At 54.8% G+C, this 23,770-nt stretch carries 22 protein-coding genes and 2 pseudogenes; 7 read left to right on the top strand and 17 right to left on the bottom strand.

Translation table 11 applies throughout. The annotated features are described in order from the left end of the window. Window positions 1–198: 198 nt before the first annotated feature. The 5 genes from ACB042_RS05770 to ACB042_RS05750 all read right to left on the bottom strand — a co-directional run bounded on the left by ACB042_RS05770 (window position 199) and on the right by ACB042_RS05750 (window position 6,456). Window positions 199–1,791: an ABC-F family ATPase gene (locus ACB042_RS05770; protein WP_069553922.1), complete on the bottom strand. Its 1,593-nt coding sequence runs from the start codon at window positions 1,789–1,791 to the stop codon at window positions 199–201. Between the two features lie 167 nt (window positions 1,792–1,958). Next, window positions 1,959–3,611: a cation acetate symporter gene (locus ACB042_RS05765; RefSeq protein ID WP_371178019.1), complete on the bottom strand. Its 1,653-nt coding sequence runs from the start codon at window positions 3,609–3,611 to the stop codon at window positions 1,959–1,961. An 11-nt stretch (window positions 3,612–3,622) separates the two neighbouring features. Then, window positions 3,623–3,934: a DUF485 domain-containing protein gene (locus ACB042_RS05760; RefSeq protein ID WP_005336970.1), complete on the bottom strand. Its 312-nt coding sequence runs from the start codon at window positions 3,932–3,934 to the stop codon at window positions 3,623–3,625. A gap of 105 nt (window positions 3,935–4,039) precedes the next feature. Further along, a complete protein-coding gene (locus ACB042_RS05755; protein WP_371178013.1) occupies window positions 4,040–4,666 on the bottom strand; it encodes a 3'-5' exonuclease in 627 nt (208 codons plus the stop codon). A gap of 2 nt (window positions 4,667–4,668) precedes the next feature. Continuing rightward, entirely contained in the window at window positions 4,669–6,456 is a 1,788-nt protein-coding gene (locus tag ACB042_RS05750; RefSeq protein ID WP_371178012.1) for a putative nucleotidyltransferase substrate binding domain-containing protein, read from the bottom strand. A gap of 168 nt (window positions 6,457–6,624) precedes the next feature. Between ACB042_RS05750 and ACB042_RS05745 the strand changes: the two genes are divergently transcribed. The 3 genes and pseudogenes from ACB042_RS05745 to ACB042_RS05735 all read left to right on the top strand — a co-directional run bounded on the left by ACB042_RS05745 (window position 6,625) and on the right by ACB042_RS05735 (window position 8,286). Beyond that, window positions 6,625–7,431, top strand: a complete 807-nt coding sequence (locus tag ACB042_RS05745) for a crotonase/enoyl-CoA hydratase family protein (RefSeq protein WP_139708274.1) — start codon at window positions 6,625–6,627, stop codon at window positions 7,429–7,431. 18 nt (window positions 7,432–7,449) lie between these two features. Continuing rightward, window positions 7,450–7,976: pseudogene (locus tag ACB042_RS05740) on the top strand (phage portal protein); the annotation flags it as partial. A gap of 58 nt (window positions 7,977–8,034) precedes the next feature. Next, a complete protein-coding gene (locus ACB042_RS05735) occupies window positions 8,035–8,286 on the top strand; it encodes an ogr/Delta-like zinc finger family protein (protein ID WP_371178011.1) in 252 nt (83 codons plus the stop codon). A 72-nt stretch (window positions 8,287–8,358) separates the two neighbouring features. Here the strand turns inward: ACB042_RS05735 and ACB042_RS05730 are convergent, their stop codons facing one another. Then, on the bottom strand, window positions 8,359–9,225 hold the full coding sequence (locus ACB042_RS05730) for a hypothetical protein (protein WP_371178010.1): 867 nt from the start codon (window positions 9,223–9,225) through the stop codon (window positions 8,359–8,361). Window positions 9,226–9,418: 193 nt separating this feature from the next. Between ACB042_RS05730 and umuD the strand changes: the two genes are divergently transcribed. The 3 genes from umuD (at window position 9,419) to ACB042_RS05715 (ending at window position 12,548) form a co-directional block, all read left to right on the top strand. Further along, the gene (umuD, locus tag ACB042_RS05725; RefSeq protein ID WP_371178009.1) at window positions 9,419–9,841 is read left to right on the top strand and encodes a translesion error-prone DNA polymerase V autoproteolytic subunit; all 423 of its coding nucleotides are present in this window, start codon (window positions 9,419–9,421) and stop codon (window positions 9,839–9,841) included. Next, complete coding sequence (gene umuC / locus ACB042_RS05720) at window positions 9,838–11,115, top strand: translesion error-prone DNA polymerase V subunit UmuC (RefSeq protein ID WP_371178008.1); 1,278 nt, start codon at window positions 9,838–9,840, stop codon at window positions 11,113–11,115. Before umuD ends, umuC begins: the two co-directional genes overlap by 4 nt. Window positions 11,116–11,702: 587 nt before the next feature. Beyond that, on the top strand, window positions 11,703–12,548 hold the full coding sequence (locus tag ACB042_RS05715) for an HNH endonuclease signature motif containing protein (protein ID WP_371178007.1): 846 nt from the start codon (window positions 11,703–11,705) through the stop codon (window positions 12,546–12,548). Window positions 12,549–12,715: 167 nt separating this feature from the next. On the opposite strand, the pseudogene ACB042_RS05710 reads toward ACB042_RS05715, so the two are convergent. Further along, a pseudogene (locus tag ACB042_RS05710) lies at window positions 12,716–13,978 on the bottom strand (replication endonuclease); the annotation flags it as partial. 288 nt (window positions 13,979–14,266) lie between these two features. Continuing rightward, window positions 14,267–15,766 (bottom strand): sodium:alanine symporter family protein, encoded by a 1,500-nt coding sequence (locus ACB042_RS05705; RefSeq protein ID WP_005360093.1) that lies wholly within the window; start codon window positions 15,764–15,766, stop codon window positions 14,267–14,269. Window positions 15,767–16,223: 457 nt separating this feature from the next. Here ACB042_RS05705 and ACB042_RS05700 point away from each other — a divergent pair, with 457 nt between their 5' ends. After that, window positions 16,224–16,415, top strand: coding sequence for a superinfection immunity protein (locus ACB042_RS05700; protein WP_335815874.1), 192 nt, complete (start codon window positions 16,224–16,226; stop codon window positions 16,413–16,415). 44 nt (window positions 16,416–16,459) lie between these two features. On the opposite strand, the gene ACB042_RS05695 is transcribed toward ACB042_RS05700, so the two are convergent. The 9 genes from ACB042_RS05695 to ACB042_RS05655 form a co-directional block, all read right to left on the bottom strand. Continuing rightward, window positions 16,460–16,765, bottom strand: a complete 306-nt coding sequence (locus ACB042_RS05695) for a hypothetical protein (RefSeq protein WP_371178006.1) — start codon at window positions 16,763–16,765, stop codon at window positions 16,460–16,462. Between the two features lie 41 nt (window positions 16,766–16,806). Beyond that, window positions 16,807–17,430, bottom strand: a complete 624-nt coding sequence (locus ACB042_RS05690) for a hypothetical protein (RefSeq protein ID WP_371178005.1) — start codon at window positions 17,428–17,430, stop codon at window positions 16,807–16,809. Between the two features lie 106 nt (window positions 17,431–17,536). Then, window positions 17,537–17,752 carry a hypothetical protein gene (locus ACB042_RS05685; RefSeq protein WP_371178004.1) on the bottom strand — a complete coding sequence of 72 codons (216 nt, stop codon included), beginning with the start codon at window positions 17,750–17,752 and terminating at the stop codon, window positions 17,537–17,539. A 113-nt stretch (window positions 17,753–17,865) separates the two neighbouring features. Further along, the gene (locus ACB042_RS05680; RefSeq protein ID WP_371178003.1) at window positions 17,866–18,306 is read right to left on the bottom strand and encodes a hypothetical protein; all 441 of its coding nucleotides are present in this window, start codon (window positions 18,304–18,306) and stop codon (window positions 17,866–17,868) included. Between the two features lie 5 nt (window positions 18,307–18,311). Further along, window positions 18,312–18,449, bottom strand: a complete 138-nt coding sequence (locus ACB042_RS05675; RefSeq protein ID WP_227273062.1) for a hypothetical protein — start codon at window positions 18,447–18,449, stop codon at window positions 18,312–18,314. A gap of 941 nt (window positions 18,450–19,390) precedes the next feature. Further along, a complete protein-coding gene (locus tag ACB042_RS05670; protein ID WP_371178002.1) occupies window positions 19,391–20,734 on the bottom strand; it encodes a VapE domain-containing protein in 1,344 nt (447 codons plus the stop codon). After that, a complete protein-coding gene (locus ACB042_RS05665; protein WP_371178001.1) occupies window positions 20,731–21,720 on the bottom strand; it encodes a primase-helicase zinc-binding domain-containing protein in 990 nt (329 codons plus the stop codon). The genes ACB042_RS05670 and ACB042_RS05665 overlap by 4 nt, the downstream gene beginning before the upstream one ends. A gap of 144 nt (window positions 21,721–21,864) precedes the next feature. Beyond that, window positions 21,865–22,032: a helix-turn-helix transcriptional regulator gene (locus tag ACB042_RS05660; protein WP_371178000.1), complete on the bottom strand. Its 168-nt coding sequence runs from the start codon at window positions 22,030–22,032 to the stop codon at window positions 21,865–21,867. Between the two features lie 292 nt (window positions 22,033–22,324). Further along, a complete protein-coding gene (locus tag ACB042_RS05655; protein ID WP_371177998.1) occupies window positions 22,325–23,695 on the bottom strand; it encodes a tyrosine-type recombinase/integrase in 1,371 nt (456 codons plus the stop codon). Window positions 23,696–23,770: the final 75 nt, after the last annotated feature.

The following is a 23,770-nucleotide window of genomic DNA, read 5'->3' as shown; positions in this document are numbered from 1 at the left end:
GCGCCAGTTTAAAAGTCAGCGAGTAATCGCGCTGTGTCCGTTTCACACCTTGTCCCATCGGGTTCTCCATTTATTGGGGGGAAAGGTGTAAACCATATTCAGGACGGGACAACGCCATCTCAGTCGTCTAAATACGGGATATAAAAAAACCGGCACCTGAGTGCCGGTTTTGCATTGCGCACTTGCGCAGGAGCGGGGTTACACCACGCCTTGGGTGCGCAGGTAATCCTCGTAGGTGCCGCCGAAGTCGCGGATGCCATCTTCGGTCAGCTCCAGGATGCGGGTCGCCAGAGAGGAGACGAATTCGCGGTCGTGAGAGACGAAGATCAGGGTCCCCTGGTAGAGCTCCAGTGCCATGTTCAAGGATTCGATGGATTCCATGTCCAGGTGGTTGGTCGGCTCATCCATGATCAGGATATTGGGGCGCTGCATCATCAGCTTGCCGAACAGCATGCGACCCTGTTCACCACCGGAGAGCACCTTGACCGGCTTCTTGATGTCGTCCTGAGAGAAGAGCAGACGGCCCAGTATGGAGCGTACAGCCTGCTCGTCTTCGTTCTCCTGTTTCCACTGGGCCATCCAGTCGAACACGTTGAGATCAGTGTCGAAGTCTTCGGCGTGATCCTGAGCGTAGTAACCGATCTGGGCGTTCTCGGACCACTTGATGGTGCCGGTATCCGGAGCCAGTGCGCCCACCAAGGTCTTGATCAGAGTCGATTTACCGATACCGTTGGTACCCAGAATGGCGACCTTCTCGCCCACTTCCATCATCATGTTGAGGCCCTTGAACAGGGGACCGTCGCCATAACCCTTGGATACACCTTCCACTTCCAGGATGTTGCGATAGAGCTTTTTGTCCTGCTCGAAGCGGATGAAGGGGTTCTGGCGGCTGGAGACCTTGACGTCCTCAATCTTGATCTTGTCGATCTGCTTGAGACGGGAGGTCGCCTGACGGGACTTGGAGGCGTTGGCGCTGAAACGGGAGACGAAGGATTGCAGATCGGCAATCTGGGCCTTCTTCTTGGCGTTGTCGGCCAGCAGACGCTCGCGCGCCTGGGTGGCGGCCAGCATGTAGTCGTCGTAGTTGCCTGGGTAAACGCGCAGCTCGCCGTAGTCCAGATCCGCCATGTGGGTACAGACAGAGTTAAGGAAGTGACGGTCGTGAGAGATGATGATCATGGTGCTTTCACGTTCGTTGAGCACCTGCTCCAGCCAGCGAATGGTGTTGATATCCAGGTTGTTGGTCGGCTCGTCCAGCAGCAGGATGTCAGGGTTGGAGAAGAGGGCCTGTGCCAGCAGCACCCGCAGTTTCCAGCCAGGGGCCACTTCGCTCATCGGGCCGTTGTGCTGCTCGAGCGGAATGCCGACACCCAGCAGCAGCTCGCCTGCGCGCGCTTCGGCGGTGTAGCCGTCATATTCGGCGACCAGACCTTCCAGCTCGGCAGCCTTCATATAGTCTTCGTCGGTGGCTTCGAGGTTGGCGTAGATGGCATCGCGCTCGGCGATGGCTGCCCACAGCTCGGTGTGGCCCATCATGACCACGTCCAGTACGCGCATCTCTTCGTAGGCGAACTGATCCTGACGCAGCTTACCGATGCGCTCGTTGACGTCCAGGCTCACATTACCGCCAGTGGGCTCCAGATCACCGCCGAGGATCTTCATAAAGGTGGACTTGCCACAGCCGTTGGCGCCGATAAGGCCATAGCGGTTGCCGCCGCCAAACTTGACGTTGATGTTCTCAAACAGCGGCTTGGCGCCGAACTGCATGGTGATGTTGTTGCTACTTAACAAGGTATGTGTCCCGATTGGTCTGTCAAATGGCGCGCATTATGGCACAGATCCCCCGAAAGTTTTAGCGAGAAGTGTGATCTTGATCGGGGCAAGTGGGGCGTGCAGCCGATTGATGGGCAATAAAAAAAGCCGGCGCGAAGCCGGCTTGGAAGGATGAACTTGATCTGTTAGTGGGAGGTGGCGCCAGAGGCCCCCAGCCCGGTTTGGGAGCGAACGAACTGCGGCATGAACTTGGCATGCTCGTCGGCGGCGTTCTGGGAGCTGTCGGTGATGGAGAAGAACCAGATCCCGACGAAGGCCAACCCCATGGAGAAGAGGGCAGGGTATTCGTAGGGGAAGATAGCCTCTGCATGGCCCAGCACTTTCACCCACACGGTCGGGCCCAGGATCATCAGGGTCACTGCGCTCACCAGCCCCAGCCAGCCACCATAGACGGCGCCACGGGTGGTCAGGCGTGACCAGAACATGGAGAGGAACAGCACCGGGAAGTTGCAGCTGGCGGCGATGGAGAAGGCCAGACCCACCATGAAAGCGATGTTCTGCTTCTCGAACAGGATCCCCAGACCAATGGCAACCACACCCAGCACCAGAGTCGTCATTTTGGAGACACGTAGTTCATCGGTCTCGTTGGCCTTGCCCTTCTTCAACACGCTGGCATAGAGGTCATGGGAGACCGCAGAGGCTCCGGCCAGGGTCAATCCGGCAACTACCGCCAGAATGGTGGCAAATGCCACGGCGGAGATGAAGCCGAGGAACAGACTGCCACCGACCGCATTGGCCAGATGGACTGCCGCCATGTTGGTGCCGCCCAGCAGGGCGCCGGTGGCGTCCTTGAAGGCCGGGTTGGTGCTCACCAGCAAGATGGCGCCAAAGCCGATGATGAAGGTGAGGATATAGAAGTAGCCGATAAAGCCGGTGGCGTAGAACACAGATTTACGCGCCTCTTTGGCATCGCTCACGGTGAAGAAACGCATCAGGATATGGGGCAGACCGGCGGTACCGAACATCAATGCCAGACCGAGCGAGATGGCGGAGATGGGGTCAGCAACCAGGCCACCCGGGCTCATGATGGCGATCCCTTTCTCGTGCACCTTGACCGCTTCGCTAAACAGGGCGCCGATATCGAAGTTGACCGATTTCATGACCATGATGGCCATGAAGCTGGCACCGGAGAGCAGCATCACTGCCTTGATGATCTGCACCCAGGTAGTGGCCAGCATGCCGCCAAACAGCACGTAGAGCACCATCAGGATACCGACCAGCACCACGGCCACATGGTATTGCAGGCCAAACAGCAGCTCGATCAGTTTGCCGGCACCGACCATCTGGGCAATCAGGTAGAGGGCGACCACCACCAGCGAACCGCAGGCGGAGAGCGTGCGGACTTCAGTCTGCTTGAGACGATAGGAGGCGACATCGGCGAAGGTGTATTTGCCGAGGTTGCGCAGCCGCTCGGCGATCAGGAACAGAATGATGGGCCAGCCCACCAGAAAGCCGATAGAGTAGATGAGGCCGTCATAACCGGAGGTGTAGACCAGCGCGGAGATCCCGAGGAAGGAGGCGGCGGACATATAGTCACCGGCGATTGCCAGACCGTTCTGGAAGCCGGTGATACGGCCACCGGCCGCATAGTAGTCGGAAGCCGAGCGGTTGCGCTTGGAGGCCCAGTAGGTGATGAACAAGGTGGCGGCTACAAAGACTACGAACATCACGATGGCCGATACATTGAGGGGTTGGCGTTGTACTTCGCCGGTCAGTGCATCCGCTGCCAGCAGGGGGGAGGAGGCCAGTGAGGCCAACAGCAGCCACTTGCCTTTCATGCTTTTTGCGCTCATGACTGCACTCCCTTGAGGATCTTCTGATTCAGCTCGTCAAACTCGCCGTTGGCCCGAAACACATAGATGCCGGTCAACACGAAGGAGGAGAGGATTAGTCCAACCCCGACCGGAATGCCACGGGTGACGGTGGTGCTGTCGCTGAGCGGGGTGCCGAGCCAACCGGGGGCAAAGGCGATGAGCAGAATAAACGCCAGGTACAGTCCCAGCATCAGAGCCGAGAGGGCCCAGGCAAAACGCTGGCGCTTGGCGACCAGCTCCTGGAAGTTCGGATCTTGCTGGATCCTCAGATAGCTTTGCTGTTCCATTGCAGTTCTCCATGACATGAGTGTCAGCGGTGGATGGGGTAACCCCGACGAGCAGGCAATCTGCTCATGTAAGCAAAATGTGAATTAAATGTTATTTCTCGACAATTAGACTTTGGGATAAGTCAGCGGCGAGCCGCAGGTCAGGCGCAGGTAGATGAGCGCGGCTGTGGTGGCATCGGCAAGGGCATCGTGGGCGGGCAGGGATGGCAGTTCAAGGTGGCTGCAGATGGAACTTAAACGTAGGTCAATGGCCACATCCGGGTAGCGGCGATAGAGGTGGTCGTGATAGAGCTGGCTCACCTCGATCCCTCGCTGGGGCAGGGTCAATCCCCACAATTTCTGGCAGGCGAGATTGAGAATACGCAGATCGTAGGCGATGTGATAGCCCACCAGTTCACGGGGGCCGATAAAGTCGAGCAGCAGGCGCAGCGCGGCTTCCAGCTCCATTCCCTGTTGCAGATCCTGATGGCGCAGACCGTGGATCACCACAGATTGGCTGGTCAGGCTGGCCGGTGGCTGCACCTTGATGGCGAGGGCCTCGCCGGTCAGCAGCCGGTTGCCCTGAATGCGCACCGCCCCGATGGAGACGATCTCGGCCTGCTCGGGATCGAGACTGGTGGTCTCGAAATCGAGGGCGATCCGTTCATCTTCCGGTGGGGTGGCAAAGAGCGGCGCGAACTCGCCCGTTCGGAACGCACGGCCATACCAATAGCGTCGAACGCGGCTCAACATGGCTATTGTCTCAGACGAAAGTGCAAGGTGAGCCACTGCTGGAACTTCTTAACCTGATGCAGCGCCTGACGCAACAGATCCCGTTCGCTGTGGCTGAGCTCGCTTGTCTGCACCCGACTACCGCTCCCCTTGAGCTGGCTGCGCAGCCTCAGCCGGATAAAGAGACGGAACGCCTCTGCCAGATTGCTGCCATAGTCGGCACTGAGCCGATCGGCGGCCACCAGTGCGTCGATACGCCCCAGGGTTGAAGTCTCCAGAATGCCTGCCTCAAGGGCCAACATGCGGATACCGTGCACCAGCGGGAACAGGCCGCCTCGCTTCAGATCCAGCCCTTCCGGTGGCTGCTCCAGCCGGCCAAACAGGGTGAGGGGGGCATGAAAGGCTACTGCCGGTCGCACCATCTCCGCCAGCAGATCCCGCCTGTCCGCCAACTGCTCGCGCAACGCTCTGGCAACCGGCAGATGGAGCTGTCGATCCCCCGCGATGGGGTGAGCATCGGCCAGGGTGGCGAGCCAGAGTAGCTCATCCTCTTTTGCCGTGGTGCAGGCGCTGGCAATGGCGCTTTGCCACTCGCTGCCTGTTTTTACCCAGGCCGGATTGTTCACCATCACCTGCCCGGGGCACAGCGGGTAGCCGAGGCGTTCCAGCAGGGCGCTGAACTCGGCGAGATCGGCTGCCTGGGTGGGCCATGCCAGCCCCTCTGGCAGGATCAGGGCGTTGTCCTGATCGGTTTTGAGGATCTGCTCGCCGCGCCCCTCCGAGCCCAGCATCAACAGGCAGACGTTATTCTGCACCTCGGGGGGGATCACCAGCGCAAAGGCTTTGGCGATCAGCTGTTCGTTGATGGTGGCGATGAGCTTCATCAAAAAGGCGGTGTGGATCCCCTGGGCAAACAACGAGCGGGTCAATTGCTGCTGCTCGCGGGCGACCGCCTCCAGTGCGGGCAGGCTGTCGGCGCGGGCGATACGCAACGTCAGCACGTGGGAGTGGGTAGAGAAGAGCCCCAACACCTGAGTCAGTTGCAGGATCCCCACCACCTCATTGCCGCGCCACACCACCAGTCGCTTGATGCGATGGCGGGTCATCAGCAGCAGGGCATCAAACAGATAGCTCTCCAGCGGCAGACCAATCAAGGGCGTGGGGGTCAGCACAGAGAGGGGCGCCGTCAGCGGCAATCCCTTGAGGGTCAGGGCGTGGAGCAAGGTCTTGCGGGTTGCCAGCGTGAGGGAGCCATCATGAGCAGGGTAGAGCAGGCAATCGGTTCCCTTGCTCACCATGGCTTCGGTCGCCGCGAGCAGTGAGAGCTTGCTATCGACGATAAGCGGTGCTTGCAGGTGGCCGGGTTCGATGCGGGTCAGTATAAATTCCGCCAGATTCTTCTGGCCCAGTTGTTCGCGTTGCTCCTGCTGGCGCTGGCGCTCGGCCAGATTGGCGGTGAAGTAGCTGGCAAACTGCGGATCCTGCTCACAGAGCGCCAGAAAGGTGTGGCGAGGGATGAGCTGGCAGAGGCTATCTTCCAGCGCGGTGAAGCGGTGGCGGCAGCGGCCGTCAAACTGGGCGCGCACGTCAAACAGATCATCGACCCCGTAATCACCAAACTGGTGGTGAGGGGCAGACTCTTCCACCGCTCCCTTGATGATGAGATAGAGGCCGGGAGGCTCGTCCCCCTCTTTTAGCAGCAGCTCCCCGGCCCGAAAATAGCAGAGCGAGAGGTGACGGGAGAGCCGCTCGCGCGCCTCCTCGCCCAGTCGGTCGAACGGTGGTCTGGCAAAATTGAACAGGGTTGACATGACAGCGTCCTCTGCTGGCTTGCGGCACTCATGCAGCTCCCAGTGTGACAAAGGGAGGGGGAGGCGACCAGCCGACTTTAGTCTCAGCTGTACCACCTGTTCACACTCTGATAACGTGGTGGTATGACCAGTGAGTCAGTTTCAGGGATCAAGGAGAGGACAAGGGAGATGGAAAAACCAAGGATCAAGTGCGAGATCCACGACGGGATTGCCGAAGTGATGCTGACGCGGGGGGATAAACTCAATGCGTTGGACCGCGCCATGTTCAGTGCCATCGACGAGACGCTAACACAGCTCGCCCGGCACAAGGGGCTGCGGGCGGTGATCCTGCATGGCGAGGGGCGGGCCTTCTGCGCCGGGCTGGATGTGAAATCCATGCTGAGACAGCCGGTGGCGGCGCTCGATATTCTCAAGCGTGAAGCGGACGAGGCGACCAATCTGGCCCAGCGGGTTGCCTATGGTTGGCACCAGCTGCCGGTGCCGGTGATTGCGGTGACCCAGGGAGTCTGTTTCGGCGGTGGCTTGCAGATTGCGCTCGGCGCCGATTTTCGCTTCAGCACCCCCGATTGCCGCTTCTCGGTGATGGAGATCAAGTGGGGCATCATTCCCGACATGAGCGGCAGCGTCACCATGCGCAACCTGATGGGGCTGGATACCGCTATGGAGCTTGCCATGAGCGGGCGCGAGTTGGATGCCGTCGAGGCCAAATCCCTCGGGATGGTGAGCCGGGTCTGCGCCGATCCGCTGGTGGAGGCGCGGGAGTTTGCCCGCACCCTGATCACCAAGTCGCCGGATGCACTGGCGGGGATCAAGCAGCTCTACAGCCAGGCCTGGGCCCGCAGTGACGAGGCGATGCTGAAGGAAGAGACCCGGCTGCAAAAGCAGATCCTGGGACGCCCCAATCAGTGGCGCGCTACCTTCAACAGCCTGTTTCGTTGGCGCCTGCCGTTCGGGCCGCGCCGCAATCCGCTCTGACTGCGAGCTGCACGATAGATCTACGGTATGCCCGACTACTTGGGTGGCCTGCAGTCGGCGCTACTTAACCAGGATGCCACCCTGTTTCGGCGCAAATACTTCCTCAACGGCGCCCACATGGGCTTCATCTTCTACGCCACCGACCCGAACATGGACGACGACACCGAGGAGGAGATGAAGGAGATGATTGCGAGCAGCAAGGGGGTGGGGAACTTCCGCTCCATGTTCGTCAACATCCCGGACGGCAAGCCCGATGGCATCAAGTTGATCCCGGTGGGGGACATTGCCACCAAGGATGAGTTCGCGGCTATCAAGGGGATCACCGCCCAGGATGTACTGACCTCTCACCGCTTCCCAGCGGCGCTGGCCGGCATCATCCCGACCAATGGTGGGGGAGGGCTTGGAGACCCTGAGAAGTACGATGGCACCTATGCCCGCAACGAGGTGCTGCCACTGTGCGAGCTTATCCAAGATGCCATCAACAGCGCGGGACTCCCGTCTCCCTGCGGGTCGATTTTCGGGAGAATATCGGTTCAACTGTATAAACAAACAGTGTTTGATATGGCAAGATAGGCTGTTGATTTGGATGGAAAAGGGGGCGTAATGCGGGTTTATTGCAAAGTGTGTGGCCAGCGGGGCCGCATTACCAAGACCAACCGACTGAGCGATGATGTCTCGGATCTCTACTGCCAGTGCACTGATGCCGAGTGTGGCCACAGCTGGGTGGCTACCTTGTCGTTCGCCCACACCCTAAGCTCCTCGGCCAAGACCACCAACCAGCTGGTGCTTAGCCTGATGGGGTCGCTAACGCCAGAGGGGCGGCAGTTGGTGTTGAAAGGACTAGGGGCGCAATAACGCCCCCTAGTATTTTTCAGATTCTGCACCCTGAATAGTTTATGGACATAACCACACTATTGGCGAAGTGAGCTACGCCCCTGATTTTTCAGCATTCATATGTATGCTATTATGAACGTCAACTATAGCTGACAGCATGGGGAATATAATTTTTTCATCTATTATATTCATAGTGCCGACTAAATATGGATTTATTTTGTTTTCCACCAAAAAGTAATCTCTGAATGATGAAGCATCATTGATTTTGCTTGAGAAGTCCATTAGGACATAATTTTTAAAACCAGACAAAATACTTAAGTCATAGGTGTATCTTTGATATATATCATGCGTACCCTTCGATTTTTCATATGCTTCCATTTTTATATAATTAACTGTGTCAATTAAAGTTGGATCTGATGTGTTAACCACACTTCTAATTAAATCTAATGCCTTCATTTTTTGTGTTTTTATCATAAGATGATTTAGGTACATATCCTGCCAATAAGTTCTCAGTATTCTTTTTAGAGCGCTACTTCTTATCTCATGATAAAATGAGTCAAAGTCTTGGCCATAATTAGACATTCTTGATATGAACTGATTGAAATTCTCAATTTCTGAGTCTTTACCTACTTTCAATAAAGTGATCTGTTCAATCATTCTTTCAATTATTTTCTTTGCTTCTTCTGTCAAAGTTGTATCGAAATTTTTTGATTCATTTATTTTGTATTGATAAACAACAAAAGCAAATGAGCATGTTGCCGCCAGTTGAGAAATAGTAAGTGTAATCTGTTTAAAATCCTCCTTTCCTACTATTTCATTTGCACCATGTATAAAAGCTAAAAAGTATATGTATCCAATAAAAAAAACGGTTACCCAAAGCACTATTTTAAAGACCAATGATGCGGTTATTTTATTTGTATTTATTTTCATATAATTAATTATTTTATTCAAGTTGTTCATGATTAGTGCTTTTCTCGATTTAAGTACTTATATTTAAGTTGCAGAGACCAGTTCAGTTCTTGATTGTGTTATGACTGATCATACCTCATGTTATCAGCTATTATATGAGTAATGGAACCAAACGCTGCCCAGTGGTCCTTTTTAAACTACTTGCTATACTGTTTTTTTATACAGTTTTTTTGAGATCGCAAGCATGTTTGCTCAACCCACTCCTGATGCTCCCTTGTTGGGTCTGCCCCTGTTCCTCTCCCCTGTGGCCTGTGGCTTCCCGTCGCCAGCGCAGGACTACACCGAGCAGACCATCGACCTTAACCAGTTGTGCGTGACTCACCCGGCGGCCACCTACTTCGTGCGGGCTGCTGGTGACAGCATGGTCGACTACGGAATCCGCGATGGCGACCTACTGGTCGTCGACCGCAGCCGCAAGGCGTGCCACGGCAGCGTGGTGGTCGCCGCGGTGGATGGAGAGTTCACGGTGAAGAAGCTGCAGCTTGCGCCAACTGTGGCGCTGCTCCCTGGCAACCCGGCATATCGGCCCATCCATTTCAGTGAGGGGCAGGAGCTGGAAATCTTCGGAGTGGTGTCTTTTGTCGTGCATCAGGTGGATACCCCATGAATAAGCGCTGCGCCGTCGCCCTGGTCGATGTGAACAATTTCTACGCCAGTTGCGAGCGGCTGTTCCGCCCCGACTTGAAGGGGCGGCCCATCGTGGTGCTCTCCAACAACGATGGTTGCGTGGTGGCCCGCTCGGCAGAGGCCAAGGCGCTGGGCATCAAGATGGGGGTGCCGTACTTTCAGATCCGCCAGTTCTTCGAGGCCATGGGCGGGGTCTGGTTCTCCAGCAACTATGCCCTCTATGGCGACATGTCGAACCGGGTGATGACCATTCTGGAGGGGATGGCCCCGGCGGTGGAGGTCTACAGCATCGACGAGGCCTTTATTGAGCTGAGCGAGCGCTGGGCGGGCGACTTGGTGGCCTATGGCCGCCAGATTCGCGAGCGGGTGCAGCAGTGGACGGGGCTGACCGTGGGGGTCGGCATCGGCCCCACCAAGACGCTCGCCAAGCTCGCCAACTACGCCGCCAAGAAGTGGCCCGCCACTGGCGGTGTGGTTGATCTGCGGGATGAAGGGCGGCGCGCCCGGCTGATGGCGATCACCCCGGTGGATGAGATATGGGGCATTGGCCGACGGCTCACCGCCAAGCTGGAGGCTCAGGGAATCAAGACTGTTGCCGAACTGGTTGCCGCAGACCCCAAGGCGCTGCGGCGCCGCTATGGCGTGGTGATCGAGCGCACGGTGCAGGAGCTGCGGGGGATCCCCTGTGCCGAGCTGGAGCAAGAGGCTCAGGCCAAGCAGCAGATTATCTGTTCGCGTTCCTTCGGTGAGCGCATCACCCAGATAGGCCCCATGCACCAGGCTCTGGCCGGTTACATGGAGCGGGCCGCCGAGAAGTTGCGGGGGGAGGGGATGTGTTGCCGCCATGTCACCCTGTTCATTCGCACCAGCCCGTTCAGCGATCGGGAGCCCTATTACGGTAACCAGGTGAGCACCAAGCTGGCGATGCCCACCCATGACACCCGGGCGCTGCTGGCCCTGATCCCGGAGCTGCTCCCCCGCATCTGGCGCGACGAGCAGCGTTACCAGAAAGGCGGCGTCATGCTGGCCGACTTAAACCCCGCCAACATGCAGCAGGGGGACCTGTTCGCAGCGGAGCAGCAATCCCCGCGCAGCGAGGCGCTGATGCAGGTTATCGACAAGATCAACGAAGGGAGGCTGGGGAAGGTGTACTTTGCTGCCCGCGGCCGGGATGCTCGAGAGTGGGTGATGAAGCGGGAGCAGTTAAGCCCCCGTTATACCACTGTGCTCGGTGAGCTCCCGGTGGTGAAGTGAGTTATCCGATACCCATCTTTGCCGGCGAACCTATGTACAGTGTGGCCACCATGATGTCGTTCTCTCACACCTTAAGTTCTTAGGCCAAGAACACAAACCAGCTGGTGTTGAGCTTGCTGGAGTCGCTGACACCATAAGGGCGAAGTTGGTACTTAAAGGTTTAGGAGCAAGAGCGTCCCTAGTTTGTAACTAACGCATCACTATTAGGTTCTGCCATGGTTCAGATAGCTATCGTTTCTCAGTAATGTTTCCTCTGCTTTGCTAACCGCGATAAGAAAGTCACGATAAATCCGTTTCGTAGATAACTTCTTGCTGACTATTGCAGTGATCGTTTGTTACCATACCCATCCGAATCTAGCGGTGCCAAAGGAAGTTAGATTGATCTTGCAGTAGATGAATTTTCATATATATATCAATATATATTAAAGTAATTTCACAATACATTATTCGATGATGTGAATTGTTAAAAAAGATATTTTGGGGGCGTAAATGGAAAAAAAAGAATAAAAATACCTAAGGGGTTAGAGACGATCATATTATACAACTCTGCTTTTACTTGTTGCGTGTGTCGCGTACCAAAAAAAGCAGTGCAAATACATCACATTGATCAAAATCCAGCCAATAATGTCGAAAATAACTTGGTGGCTTTATGCGGTTCTTGTCATGATGAAGCCCATACACACCGTTCACTCTCTAAGAATTTGACTTCAACTAAGATTAAAGATATTAAAAATAAGTGGGAAAAAGAGGTTAAGGAACGTTCATCAAAAGCAATGCTTCCTGGTAATAATATTTATCAAGCAATGTGGACATTTGTGAATCATCAAAGGTTACCAGATTTAATGCGACAACTTGGTGTGAAGTTTGATTCATATCAGCATAAGGCATTAATGAGTGAGGGCGTAATTGATCGCGATGGTAATTTAAAGTTTCAAGTAGACGCCCCCCATACCAAATTGCACTACACTATATATGATCATTTTAGATGGGATTACTCTCAACGTATTCACAGTCTATTTACTCAAGCTGTAGACAAATTAATTATGAAGGCTTCACCTATTGAGTTAGGTGCAATATGGAGCAAGACGGAAATTAGAAGTTTAGTGGTGCCGGGTTCAATTTGTCATTGTATCAGAGGGTTTATTTTCAAAAGGGAGCCTTTGATTGATGGTGTAGAACATCGTCAAGTGTTTGCAAGGTCTAAAAATATAGAAGTCAGGTTTTCTCTTAGCTCGTTTCATATTTATGGCAATTCTGCATATGTTGGGCATTTTGTGGGAAGTCATAGGGTTTCGGCATTGTTTATGGTGAAAGATGTTTTCTCTGAAGGTAAAACCTTGGTTATATTGGCAACCCCTCTTGCGTTAGGAAGTGGGTTCTTAACAAGTAATTATTCTTCTCCATATCCGCTAAAGTATGCTTGGGCACAGTAAGCAGAATAGAATAATCAATGATCTGCAGTTTTCCCTGCATCATCTTTCTTTACTGGTTGAGTGCGTTGCTTGGTCTGGGCTGCTGGAAAATGCAGGTCACTCGATTATCCAGGCGGCGGTACTCTTCCCGGCTGACGGTCTGGGCGTTCTGGTTGTAATTACTCACGTTATGCTTCACAAGCTTGTTCGCTGTAGTAGTCCTGCTCTTGTAGCCATTCCAGCACGTCCAGCCTCTCCAGTACCCGCCACATCTCTGACTGATAGGGCTGCGGTAGCATCTCGATCCAGTTACGGGTACCGGCATGGCCTTGCACTTGGTACACATCTGCGCAGAGCTTGACCAGTATCAGCCAGTCCTGATCGTCTTCCGGTATCGCGTACTTATCCGCTTCGGCCTGTTCGGTTGGCGGCAGGCTTTCTGGCAGCCAATCCGGCTCGCTCGGGAGCGCTCGGCTCGACTGCAATTGGCCATTCTCAAGCCAGAGGCTGAAACCGTCCGCTGCGACGCTTGCACCGGCCCGCAAACGGCCAATGGAGAAGGGCGATAACCCCCATTGTTCCCTCATGATCTGGTCTGCGAAGGCATCAGGATCCGGTAGCGTACAGTTATTGTCAGAGCTCCAAGGTGCCGGGCTGTCGCCCGTCTTAACCCCAACCCCCCTCGCTGCAGCCTCGGCGGCTTTCCTGGCTTCATGGGTGCCGGCGGGCACAATTTCCCACCCTTGCAGGCGGGTCTTGATGCCCAGGCGAGCGGAGGTAATGCCCATCAGGCGTTTGATGTCTTCGCCATAGCTGTTGGCCTGCTCCTCGATAAGGTGGGCCAGCTTGATAGGGTGTTCGGCGCGGGTAGCCAGTGCACCGCCCATGGCGTGCAGATAGCAGCGAAAGATGCCGTTATCTGCGGCAAAGCGGGCCGCCTCAAAGCGCGGATCTTGCAGCACGGGCTTGGGTGGGCCCACCAGATCTGCATGCTTCTTGGCATTGCTGATGCGGCGCAGCTCGCGCCATACACCGACCGGGGCGCCGCCAATCTGCTGGAAAGTACGAATGCCCCACCAACTGGCCCAGGCGACGGCATGCAGGGCGCCCTCATCGGCGGCGGTGCCAGCCTCTTCGTCATCGTCCAGGTAGGCGCCGTCGATGTTCTTGGCAATGTATTTGGCGATATAGCCCGCGGCATCCCCCTTGGCCGGATCAATCTCTTTCCAGTCAAAGCGGGGAGTAAAGTCGGTAAAGGGTGGGGCGCCCTTGATATCCCGTACCAGCTCTTCGTGGTCATCGGTCAGGGCATAGCGTTGCAGGATGCCGATCACCCGGTTGCGATCTTCCGGGCGCATAAATAGCAGCAGATGCCAGTGCGGGGTGCCGTCGTGGTGAGCCTCGCAAACGCGAAATCCATAAACGGGCGCGTTCCACCGTTTGAAGGCGGCCACTTGATACTTCATCAGACGATGACCTATGCCCACTTTGCACCGGATTATCTCAATGACGCTGTCCTCTTTAATCCGTTGGAAAACCATCTTCAACCCGCTTGATCTTCCCTGAGAATGGGCAGAAAGAAGTGTCCACACTTTGCCAATTTTGGTGTCTTTTCACGTCCCCAAGTGTCCCCTTGTGTGGCACCTAACTCCTTGATTTAAATGCAACGAATTGAAATTAAAGAAATAAAGATGGCAGCCGAGGCTGCCATCTTTATTGATCTCTTATGTCGTTCTGGTTCAGGAGGTCTTGCGATCCTGATCCGGCTCGAACTGATGGCCCGATTTCTCCCGCTCCAGGTTCTCTTCGGAGCGTTTGCCCACCCAGTAATCGGCGTTCTTGATGCCGAGCTTCTCCGGGTGGAATACGGGGTCAATCCCTTGTGCCTGCTGCGCTTCATAATCCTTCAGACAGGTGAAGGCAGTCTTTTGCAGCAGCAGGATGGCGATGATGTTGAGCCATGCCATCAGGCCGACCCCGATATCCCCCATACCCCACGCCAGATCTGCCGTCTTGACGGTGCCGTAGACAGTGGCAGCCATCAGCGCAATCTTCAGCAAGAAGGTGAGCCAGGGGCGATTTATCTTGCGGTTGATGTAGGCGATGTTGGTTTCGGCGATGTAGTAGTAGGCAACGATGGTGGTGAACGCGAAGAAGAACAGCGCGATGGCCACGAAAATGCTGCCAAAGCCCGGCATCATGCTCTCCATGGCAGTCTGCACATAGCCCGGGCCCGCTGCGATACCGGCAATACCCGTGTAGATGGCGGCGCCGTCCGGCCCTTGTACGTTATAGAGGCCGGTGATCAGCAGCATAAAGCCGGTGGCGGAGCAGACGAACAGGGTGTCGATATAGACGGAGAACGCCTGCACCAGACCCTGCTTGGCCGGGTGACTCACTGCCGCAGCAGAGGAGGCGTGTGGCCCGGTACCCTGACCGGCTTCGTTGGAGTAGACCCCGCGCTTCACGCCCCACATGATGGCCAGACCCAGAATGGCACCGAAACCTGCATCCAGACCGAAGGCACTCTTCCAGATCAGCAGGATCACGCCCGGCAGCTGACCGATATTGAGGGCGATGATGACGCAAGCCACGATGATGTAGCCGAGCGCCATAAAGGGCACCACGGTACTGGCGAAGCTGGCGATACGCTTGACGCCGCCGAAGATAATAAAGCCGAGCAGCAGCGCCAGACCGGCGGCGGTGACGTTCGGATCGATATTAAAGGCGGTCTGCAGGCTTGAGCCGATGGAGTTGGCCTGCACCCCCGGCAGCAGCACGCCGCAGGCAAAGACGGTAGCGATGGCGAAGGTCCAGGCGTACCACTTCATGCCAAGCCCTTTCTCGATATAGAAGGCCGGGCCGCCGCGGTATTCGCCGTTGATTTTCTCTTTGTAAACCTGACCCAGGGTGGACTCCACGAAGGCGGAGCTGGCGCCGAGGAAGGCGACCATCCACATCCAGAACAGGGCGCCCGGGCCACCGAAGGTGATGGCGGTGGCCACACCGGCGATGTTACCGGTACCCACACGACCGGCCAGGGTCATGGCCAGTGCCTGGAAGGAGGAGACACCGGCATCGGTGCTCTTGCCATCAAACATCAGGCGCACCATCTCTTTGATATGACGCAGTTGCAAAAAACGGGTGCGCAGGGAGAAGTAAAGACCGACCCCCAGACACAGGTAGATGAGCGCAGGGCTCCAGATTACACCATTGATGGCATTGACGATTTCATTCATGTACAACAACTCCTTTGTTGTGTTTGTGGCGCTGTCTTGGCGAGATCTTGGCCTCGCTCTCTGTCACTGTTTTTGGCCCTGTTTGTTAACAATCCAGTTAACAAATGAGCGCGGGGTTGAGGGGTTAAGCAGAGCGCAAACACGCGCTATGCATGGCTTGTAACATATCGAGTTGTATCAGTGCTTCCCAGCGAAAAATGTTGCCTTGTTGCAAATTTGTGAATTGACAAGGGTGGGGGGATAATGGCAGGCAGCGTTTTCTATGAGTAAAGATGAGATCCTCCTTGTTGATCTGCGCCAGACGGTCATAAGTGGTTGATAATTAAGTGTTATTCCATCCAGTTTCTTTGCTTGATCTCATTTAACCCCCAGCAAAACACCCAATCAAGATTTAGCACCCAACGATTAGCCAGCGGGTTAAGATGAAGCCAATTCAATCGGCTAAGGTGGTGGCGAAATGGAATCTATCGGCGTGTTACTGGTAGTTGTGCTGCTGTACTTCATCCCGCTATTTGTTGCGGTAGTCAGGGGGCACCGAAACGCAACGGCAATAGCAGCCCTCAATCTCTTGTTGGGCTGGACGGTCTTAGGCTGGATCGGCTCTCTTGTCTGGTCACTGACGGCCAACACGGAACCCGCCACAAAATAGAAAGCCCCATCGCGGGGCTCATGTCTGCTTGCCAAGGGAAGCGCTTAGAGGGTGATATAGCCCCACTGTTGCCAAGTATCCTCTGGTGAGTAGGGCACCGCTTCCGGCTTGGTGTGCTTTTGCAGGGCATAGAACTTCAGCTTAACCTCTTGCAGCGACCCTTTGAGGTTGTCAGGCAAGCACTGAATGGAGCCATGTCGGCTACTCCAGTTTCTTGGGCGTGGGCTTACCTGCCACTCAATCAGCGCATCAAAGGCGCGGCGCATGTCGGCGAGTTGGTAACAGTCCAGCCGCTTGTGTTCTGCTAGTACGGCCTCGAACTGTCGGCGGCTCGGGAGTGTGATATCCATACTACCTCTGGCTAGCAATGCCCCCTCTCGGGGGCGATTCATTAGCGAATGGCATTCATCTTCGCGGTGGCTGCTGCGCTGACAAGGTGCGGGGCATGGGCTCTTCCTATCGATTGCACCAAGTTCTCCTGGAGCTGCTCCGCGAACGAGATAAGCCCTCGCCGTTCGCTCTCCAGCTCGGCAAGGCGCTCGGTGGCGTTATAGCCAACCAGTAAGGCCGTCAACTTGCCCTGCACAGTGCCAACCCAATGCTCGTCGCCATCCTTCACGATCTCCAGCAGTGCCAGCAGCGCCCCTAGATCGTCTCCACACTCGGCCAGTAGGTCGCTGGCGTGAACCTTGCCGATTCTCTTGGCAAAATCGACCAGCTTTCCCATCGCTGGGCCGCACTTTGGACGCTTGGCCATATCATTCCGCACAGACAGGATCTCGGCATCAATTCGGGCGATTTCCTTGGTCAGCCCGGCGAACTCTGTCGGCACGGCTGCCAATGCTTTCAGGAGGGCTTTATTGCCTTCGGCTTGTACCTTGGTTGCAATGGCTATGGCTTCGTCTCGGATGGCTTCCATGACGGCCTTGCTGCCTTCGGGCATGGCTGGCACGTGAACTTTTTTCGGCTCACACTGCTGCTTGTAGTATTCAAAAATAAAACTGTTAATCTTCATGATGTATAATTCCGCTGTAGTTAGTTTTTATTTGAATCGGGGGCCAATTGCTGGCCCCTTTTAATTTGCCGCTAATAGTTATTCCGGCCTATTAGCGGCAATCGCCTTATTCCGGCATCGGTTCATAACCAGCGCGATACTGTGCGCCAATATCACCGCCAAAGCTGTTGGATACGCCGTGGCTCTCGCCAGCAACCCTGCGGCGGAGCTCTGTCAATTCCTTGATGGCGTTATCAATCTCGTTGAGGGCGTCGAGGCGACTCTTCTCGTTTGCGATAATACTGCTCGCCTTATTCAAACTATTAACGATGGTGTTATTCATAATCTATGTTTCCGTCTGGTTTATTAGGGATTGTTTACTACTAACGGGCCATTTATTCCGGCCCAAGGTGCTACGCGATTTCGTTAAAAAGAAATAAAGACGCCGCCGCTTATTCACTTCGCCTCCATTTCTCGAATTTTGGCTTTCATGGCATCTGCGATTTCGATGAAGTGGCCGCCTGCCTGTGGATAGCTCTCTAGCAGGCCAACCAGCGGCCCTAGCAGCTTGGTAACGCCCTCTGGCGTGATTACGCCGTCACGCCCAGCGTTAATCATCTGGTCTGGCAACCCAAGATAATGGCCGCCCTCTCCCTTAATCAGGGTGAATCCGTTCAGCTTGATAAGCTCTTTTAAATTCTTGGTAAGGTGAACCACGAACCCCGCGAGAAATTCGGCGGTTCTATTATCTGTCTTGCTGCGCTCTGCCATGCTGCGCCAGTAATTAGCCTCGCTGCCATATGCCGCAATAAGGGCCTCGGTCACTAAGCGTTTATTACTGCGGCGTCCAAGCGGGCGGCCATGCGGATTCCCAGATTTACCTTTTTTGAAGGTCATATTTATCAGCCTCGTGTCATTATCGCGGCAATCAGGACTTCAAAACTTCTTGCTGTGTCATTCGATAGCCAGCCGATAAGAAACATCGCCAGCCAATCCAAATTAATGATGAAGTCGCCGCCTTGATCGTCATTGTGATTCATAAGGGCGCTTGTTTATTTGCTTGATAACGCATTATAACCCCGCCGATTGCCGCGCCAAAGCAAAAATCATGCCAACCAAGCAAAATAATTCATAGGGGCGCAGGAACCTAATAAAACCTGAAGCTCAAATTCAGCTTACACGTGTGCGCTGGGTTTTCGGATATCACTAGGCTAGCGGGCCGTGGTCGATATGCCGGAATGTGCGCTAGTGAATGGGACGTTCCGGTAATGGGCCATCATCATGGCTAGCCAGAGAGAGAATGTGCCGGACGTGATGGCTTCATCAGGTAATGAGGTGCAAATGGTCACACCTCCTGCTAGGTGAGTGGGCAGCCTTGCGCAATCGGTCACGCCTCCGGTTTTGCAGTGCTCAATTCTGAGCACCGCCAACGCAATTTTGCGGCGGTTGAAGTTGACACGTTGGGTGCTATGCTGGGGGTTATCGCCATCGGTGCGCTATGGATTTGCCGGAAAGCCAGCAGCGTCAAGGGCTAGCCAGAAGAATGGCAAGTTCATTACCTATGAACTAATGGGGTGAGTGGTGAATGAGGTGAATGAGTGGTGGAAGAGATTTAGAGTTCATTCACCACGCTACAACCCGCGCCATTACTGGGTTTGCGGTGTTTTGGTGAATGAGGTGAATGAGATTCTCTATAAATTTATTTTTGATAGTTAGTAGTGGTATATGCGCTATTGGTATGATTTCCAAAGTTTTGGTGAAAGTTCTTTCACCTCATTCACCACGCGCGTAAGTCACTGTTTTTAAGGGTGTTTTAACCAAGGGGCTCTTTCACCACTCTATCACCACTCATGCACCACTCACCACTCACCACTTAAGCCATGACAGCAAACATCCTAGCCTTCCGGCACGTTTCCTTTCTGGCTAGCGCGGCGAACGGGCACAAAAAAGCCCCCGTGCTGGGGGCTGTTGCTTATGCTGCTTATGCTGCTTCATCTAGTTCAATGTCCGATTGCTTGGGCATTGGTAGTAGATACTCGGTGCGGCGACATCTCCCTTTACGCATCTCGATCACCCCTTCCTTGGCTAGCAGGGCCAAGGCTTTACCCCACATTCTAACCATGCTGGACTTCTCGCCCCGCAAGTTAACAACGTCACTTGCTGCCACCCACCGCTTGCCGTAGTGAGGCTTTGCAATGTGCTCCTCTACCAGACACTGATACTGTGCAGTCTTCTCGGCAAACTCATCATTCACGGCACATGCTCTTTCTTGCTCTTGCTCGGTCAGTGCCCAGCCCGCGCCACCGTTATACAGGGCCTTAACCTCCAGCCAGAACTGGCGCAGCAGCTCCGGCTTGTCGTGGCGCAATCTGCCACCGCTCCAGCTCCACCCCAGCAGCTCATTAACCGCACCAAGTTGCACAGGGGCTGTCATCTCGACCACGGCAAATCGAGTTGAGCCTGATTCGTCTCTCAAAAAATGGTCATCGTTCACAGTACCGATAAAGCAGGTCTGACGGGGCTTGATGGTCTCGGCTCGGTCATACGGTAACCGGATCTTATCTTGGCTCATTGTCAGGAACGCCTTGAGGGCATCATTACCCTTGCGGGTCGTCTGGCCTATCTCGCCAAGCTCACACACCCAGCTTTTGATGGTGGCGCTCACAGAATCCTTGCTAGTCGGATCAAGTGATAACCCCTCAAGGAATGCCCCATCGACCACGCTGGCCAATCTGGACACAAAGGCTGTTTTCTTGAATGACTGGTTGCCTTTAAGGACTGGGGTTAGCTTGGTGCTGAATCTCTGCTCATACAGAGCGGCCACACAGCTCACCAGCCACTTTGTCATCACCATGCGGGTGAATGCTGGGTCTGCACTCGGGATGCAGTCAATTACCCGTTCCACGCGCTTAACGCCGTCCCATTTGCCGCCGTCTAGCCACTGCTTTACTGGGTGGTATGCGTTCTTGGCTGCCACGTTCGCGGCATGGTCATCAACGCCCGCCTTTGGAAAGCCGTTTCTAGCAGCAGCAGAGAACAGGTCAGATCTGGTTATGTTCCAGTCCGAACCAATTAACGCGCCATTGCTGTCAACAACCTCTATGGCGAGATTCATCTGGTTAACTCGCAATCCCATGCCGCAATGGTCTAGCAGGTCGGACAGGTTAGTATTTGTCGCCAGCGGCTTGGGCTTCTCACCGCCCGACCAGTCTGTGAAGTTGCAACCGCCCTTTGGTTTCGGCTGTTCGTGGTAGGCCGGAAGCTCTACGCCAATCTCTGCCTTTGGCTCTCGGGCAACTGCAAGAATCGGATTCATCGCGTTCATGCTGCCACCTCCTGCGCTTGGCGATAGTCGTCCCAGTCACCGCAAGGGGGAAATGCCACCACGCCGCCCACAGCTTGCGCTGCCGCCTCTGCCTCTCGCTCGGCACCAACATCTCCACAGACCACGATTTGCGCCTTGGGGCAGTTGTAGCGGGCAATCTTCGCCGCATCTGTCAGCCCCGCCTTGCTCATGCCACAGAAAACAGGCCAGCCAGTTAGAGCCCGCACAGACAAGCCTGTAGCGTATCCCTCGACAACTCCGACATGCTCAGCATCTTCTGGCAAGCTATTATCTAGCGGCTCGATATATGCGGCGCTGCCTTTCTTCTGCCCACCTGCAATGGCCATCTTGTGGCCTTCGCTGTCGATGATCTCAGCGCTAGTTGTCACACCGTCAATGTTGAACAAGACAACTAAAAGCGATCCCGCGTGGTGGGGGCCATAGTCACGTGCTAGCGCGTCAACGGCAAAGCCTGAGAACCCCTTGCGGGCGAGATAGGGAACTTGCTCGGCCATGCAGGGGACGGCCTCAACCTCCATGCGCTGCGCTAGGGCTGCTGCCACATCCCTCTGGCGAGCCTCTTTTGCTCTTTGCTCCTCGACTGCTTTAGCGGCCTTCTGGCGCTGTTTCTCGATGCGGGCATGGTCTGCGGCGCTCATAGAGCCAGAAAGCCCAAGATAGCTAGCTAGTGAACGGATCGCCTCGCTCATGCTTTGCCCTGCTGCCTGCTGATACAAACTCAGACCATCTCCAGCGCCGCACTGGTTACAAACCCACGTCCCGCGCCCTTGCTTGTCATCGAAACGGAAACGGTCTTTACCTGCCATGCAGATGGGACACGCGCCATGATGGCGCCCCGAAGGTAGGCTGATCCCATTAGCTGTTAGAACGTCACGCCATTGGCCATGTGCTGCTGCGGTCACTGCGGCGGCGTTGATAGTTTTCTGGTAGTTGACACTGCCCTGATTTCTGTTAATATCGGTCATATAGGTATTACCTCTGATTTGACCGGAAAGCCGCCAAGCAAAGTCCGGTCGAGTTGAGAAAAGCTGTATAACTACCTGCATATGCGGGGATTTTTTTTTGCCTGTTGTTTGTCTTTCTGTTGTTTTCCTGCTTGTTTAACCCCCTCATTGCTGCCCATTAATAAACCCTTCAACGTCTGACACTCGCCAGCGGTTGAGGCTCCCCATTTTGACTGGTGCCGGAAACTTGCCGGCCTTTCGCCACGCCCAAAGAGTTGTGCGGCAGACTTGCAGGGTTTCTAAAACTTGCTTCTCAGTTATCAATTTGATCATTGTTGCCTCGTCATGCATTGCGTTGTTTGGATAAGGTGATCATATCGACCCGAACAAGCATAAACAAGCGGCTGAAATCGTTGTGGCAGGTGTCAACTAGATGAATTTAAAGGGTTTTTGTGTCAACTAGACAGGCTTGGGGGATGTAAACCCCCCCAGCGCCAGACAGCGCCAAATGTGGGATTTTGTGAAAATAAGGAGATTGGGGATCTCGGGGGAGGTATGAACAATATGGAATAAGAGTGTATATTGATATGAATAAATGCCATAACAAAACCACAAAAAAACCCGCCTAAGCGGGTCTAGTTGTCGGGAGAATTGCCACATTGTCAGCCCGCAGGGCGTCAAGACGAGCCAGCCATAGGGTTAGCGCGGCCGCCTTTTCATCGAGATAGTGAGCACGATTGTAGATCCCAGCAACCCCGCCCAGAGTGTGCCCCAGCTCGCTCTCAATAACGTGCGGGGCAATCCCTAGATTTGCCCAGCTAGTCGCAACCGTCCGCCGTATATCGTGCGCGGTGAACGGCTCAGCAATGCCAATGCGTTTGTAAATACCTCGGCACCAAGTACTTACCGCCGTTGAGCTTTTGAGCTCACCCAGCACATAACCTGACGGCTTGTTATGGTCTATGACGGCCTTCAGCCAGTCTTTCAACTCTGCGGGAATTGGCCTGACAATCTCATTTCCTGTCTTGCTGTTCTGCTTCGGCACCTTCCATTCCAAGTGCTTAAAGTCAAAGTGATTGGGTTTTGCCTGTCTGATCTCTCCACTCCTGCAACCGAATATCAGATTTAGCGCCACGAATAGCGGGTAGTAATCAGTGGCGTGTATCTCCCTGAAATCGCCCAGCCAGCGCACTAGGGTTTGTAATTCGCTCCAGTCCCTGCCTTCATGGCTAATCAGAGTCCGTTCGCGCTTCTCTGCTCTCTTGCCATCAACATCGCCAGCGGTAAGGTAGTCGATCTGGGAGAGGTCAAATTCATAATTTCGACGGCGGCGGCGGAAGTATTTAAGCGCCTGCTTAACCATTTGCAATATGGCAGCCGCTGCGACTGGGGCTGGCTTGCCCATAGCTTTAGCTGTGTTTGCAAAGCACTCTTCCCAGTGCTCTTGCCTCATGCCGGATAGGGGCGAGTCTCCGTGCCACTGAAATATCCACTTAGCCAGTGATTGCCTGTGCTTGCCCACGCTCTTTCTATTGCCTTCTGCATGGTTGTCTAACCACTCGTTGATCGCTTGCTTAACGGTTACAGGTGCCAGCGTCTGCGCCCGTTGCATTCTCAGCTCATTGGTGGGATCTAAGCCCTGCTCTAGCCACGCGCTGCACTGGTCGCGCCTCTCATTGGCCTGTTTGAGCGTCAGCCCTGCCTTGCCATATGCACCAAGTTTCAAATCTCGCTGCTTGCCCATCACGCTATATCGGAAGATGAAAGTCACCTTTCCGGTGGGGTAGTGGTAGGCATAGAGCCCGCCATCCCCTGCGTATTTCTTCGGCCTCTTCCCCTCGAACGGCTTTAGCCCCTTCAACTTCGTGTCAGTCAGCGCCATCATCAACCCCCAAGATAACACCCAGAAAATTTCTGGATACAAGCCTACGGAGATGAACAAGATTAAGCAAGCTACGCAGTAAACACTCATTAAAAACAACGGTTTGCAAAGCATGTTTAATCATGCGCATACTTGCGTTAACACCTAATGAGATCCTCCTTGTTGATCTGCGCCAGACAATGTGACGGG

The sequence above is a fragment of the Aeromonas sp. S13(2024) genome, from assembly GCF_041402405.1.
Lineage (GTDB): Bacteria > Pseudomonadota > Gammaproteobacteria > Enterobacterales > Aeromonadaceae > Aeromonas > Aeromonas veronii.
Note: the sequence above shows the minus strand (reverse complement) of the source record. Positions and strands in the feature narration are given on the sequence as shown.

Coding starts and splice junctions, on each gene's coding strand:
- ACB042_RS05765 (WP_371178019.1), bottom strand. CDS start 3,611: ATGAAAGGCAAGTGGCTGCTGTTGGCCTCACTGGCCTCCTCCCCCCTG.
- ACB042_RS05760 (WP_005336970.1), bottom strand. CDS start 3,934: ATGGAACAGCAAAGCTATCTGAGGATCCAGCAAGATCCGAACTTCCAG.
- ACB042_RS05755 (WP_371178013.1), bottom strand. CDS start 4,666: ATGTTGAGCCGCGTTCGACGCTATTGGTATGGCCGTGCGTTCCGAACG.
- ACB042_RS05750 (WP_371178012.1), bottom strand. CDS start 6,456: ATGTCAACCCTGTTCAATTTTGCCAGACCACCGTTCGACCGACTGGGC.
- ACB042_RS05745 (WP_139708274.1), top strand. CDS start 6,625: ATGGAAAAACCAAGGATCAAGTGCGAGATCCACGACGGGATTGCCGAA.
- ACB042_RS05735 (WP_371178011.1), top strand. CDS start 8,035: ATGCGGGTTTATTGCAAAGTGTGTGGCCAGCGGGGCCGCATTACCAAG.
- ACB042_RS05730 (WP_371178010.1), bottom strand. CDS start 9,225: ATGAACAACTTGAATAAAATAATTAATTATATGAAAATAAATACAAAT.
- umuD (WP_371178009.1), top strand. CDS start 9,419: ATGTTTGCTCAACCCACTCCTGATGCTCCCTTGTTGGGTCTGCCCCTG.
- umuC (WP_371178008.1), top strand. CDS start 9,838: ATGAATAAGCGCTGCGCCGTCGCCCTGGTCGATGTGAACAATTTCTAC.
- ACB042_RS05705 (WP_005360093.1), bottom strand. CDS start 15,766: ATGAATGAAATCGTCAATGCCATCAATGGTGTAATCTGGAGCCCTGCG.
- ACB042_RS05700 (WP_335815874.1), top strand. CDS start 16,224: ATGGAATCTATCGGCGTGTTACTGGTAGTTGTGCTGCTGTACTTCATC.
- ACB042_RS05695 (WP_371178006.1), bottom strand. CDS start 16,765: ATGGATATCACACTCCCGAGCCGCCGACAGTTCGAGGCCGTACTAGCA.
- ACB042_RS05690 (WP_371178005.1), bottom strand. CDS start 17,430: ATGAAGATTAACAGTTTTATTTTTGAATACTACAAGCAGCAGTGTGAG.
- ACB042_RS05685 (WP_371178004.1), bottom strand. CDS start 17,752: ATGAATAACACCATCGTTAATAGTTTGAATAAGGCGAGCAGTATTATC.
- ACB042_RS05680 (WP_371178003.1), bottom strand. CDS start 18,306: ATGACCTTCAAAAAAGGTAAATCTGGGAATCCGCATGGCCGCCCGCTT.
- ACB042_RS05675 (WP_227273062.1), bottom strand. CDS start 18,449: ATGAATCACAATGACGATCAAGGCGGCGACTTCATCATTAATTTGGAT.
- ACB042_RS05670 (WP_371178002.1), bottom strand. CDS start 20,734: ATGAACGCGATGAATCCGATTCTTGCAGTTGCCCGAGAGCCAAAGGCA.
- ACB042_RS05665 (WP_371178001.1), bottom strand. CDS start 21,720: ATGACCGATATTAACAGAAATCAGGGCAGTGTCAACTACCAGAAAACT.
- ACB042_RS05660 (WP_371178000.1), bottom strand. CDS start 22,032: ATGATCAAATTGATAACTGAGAAGCAAGTTTTAGAAACCCTGCAAGTC.
- ACB042_RS05655 (WP_371177998.1), bottom strand. CDS start 23,695: ATGCTTTGCAAACCGTTGTTTTTAATGAGTGTTTACTGCGTAGCTTGC.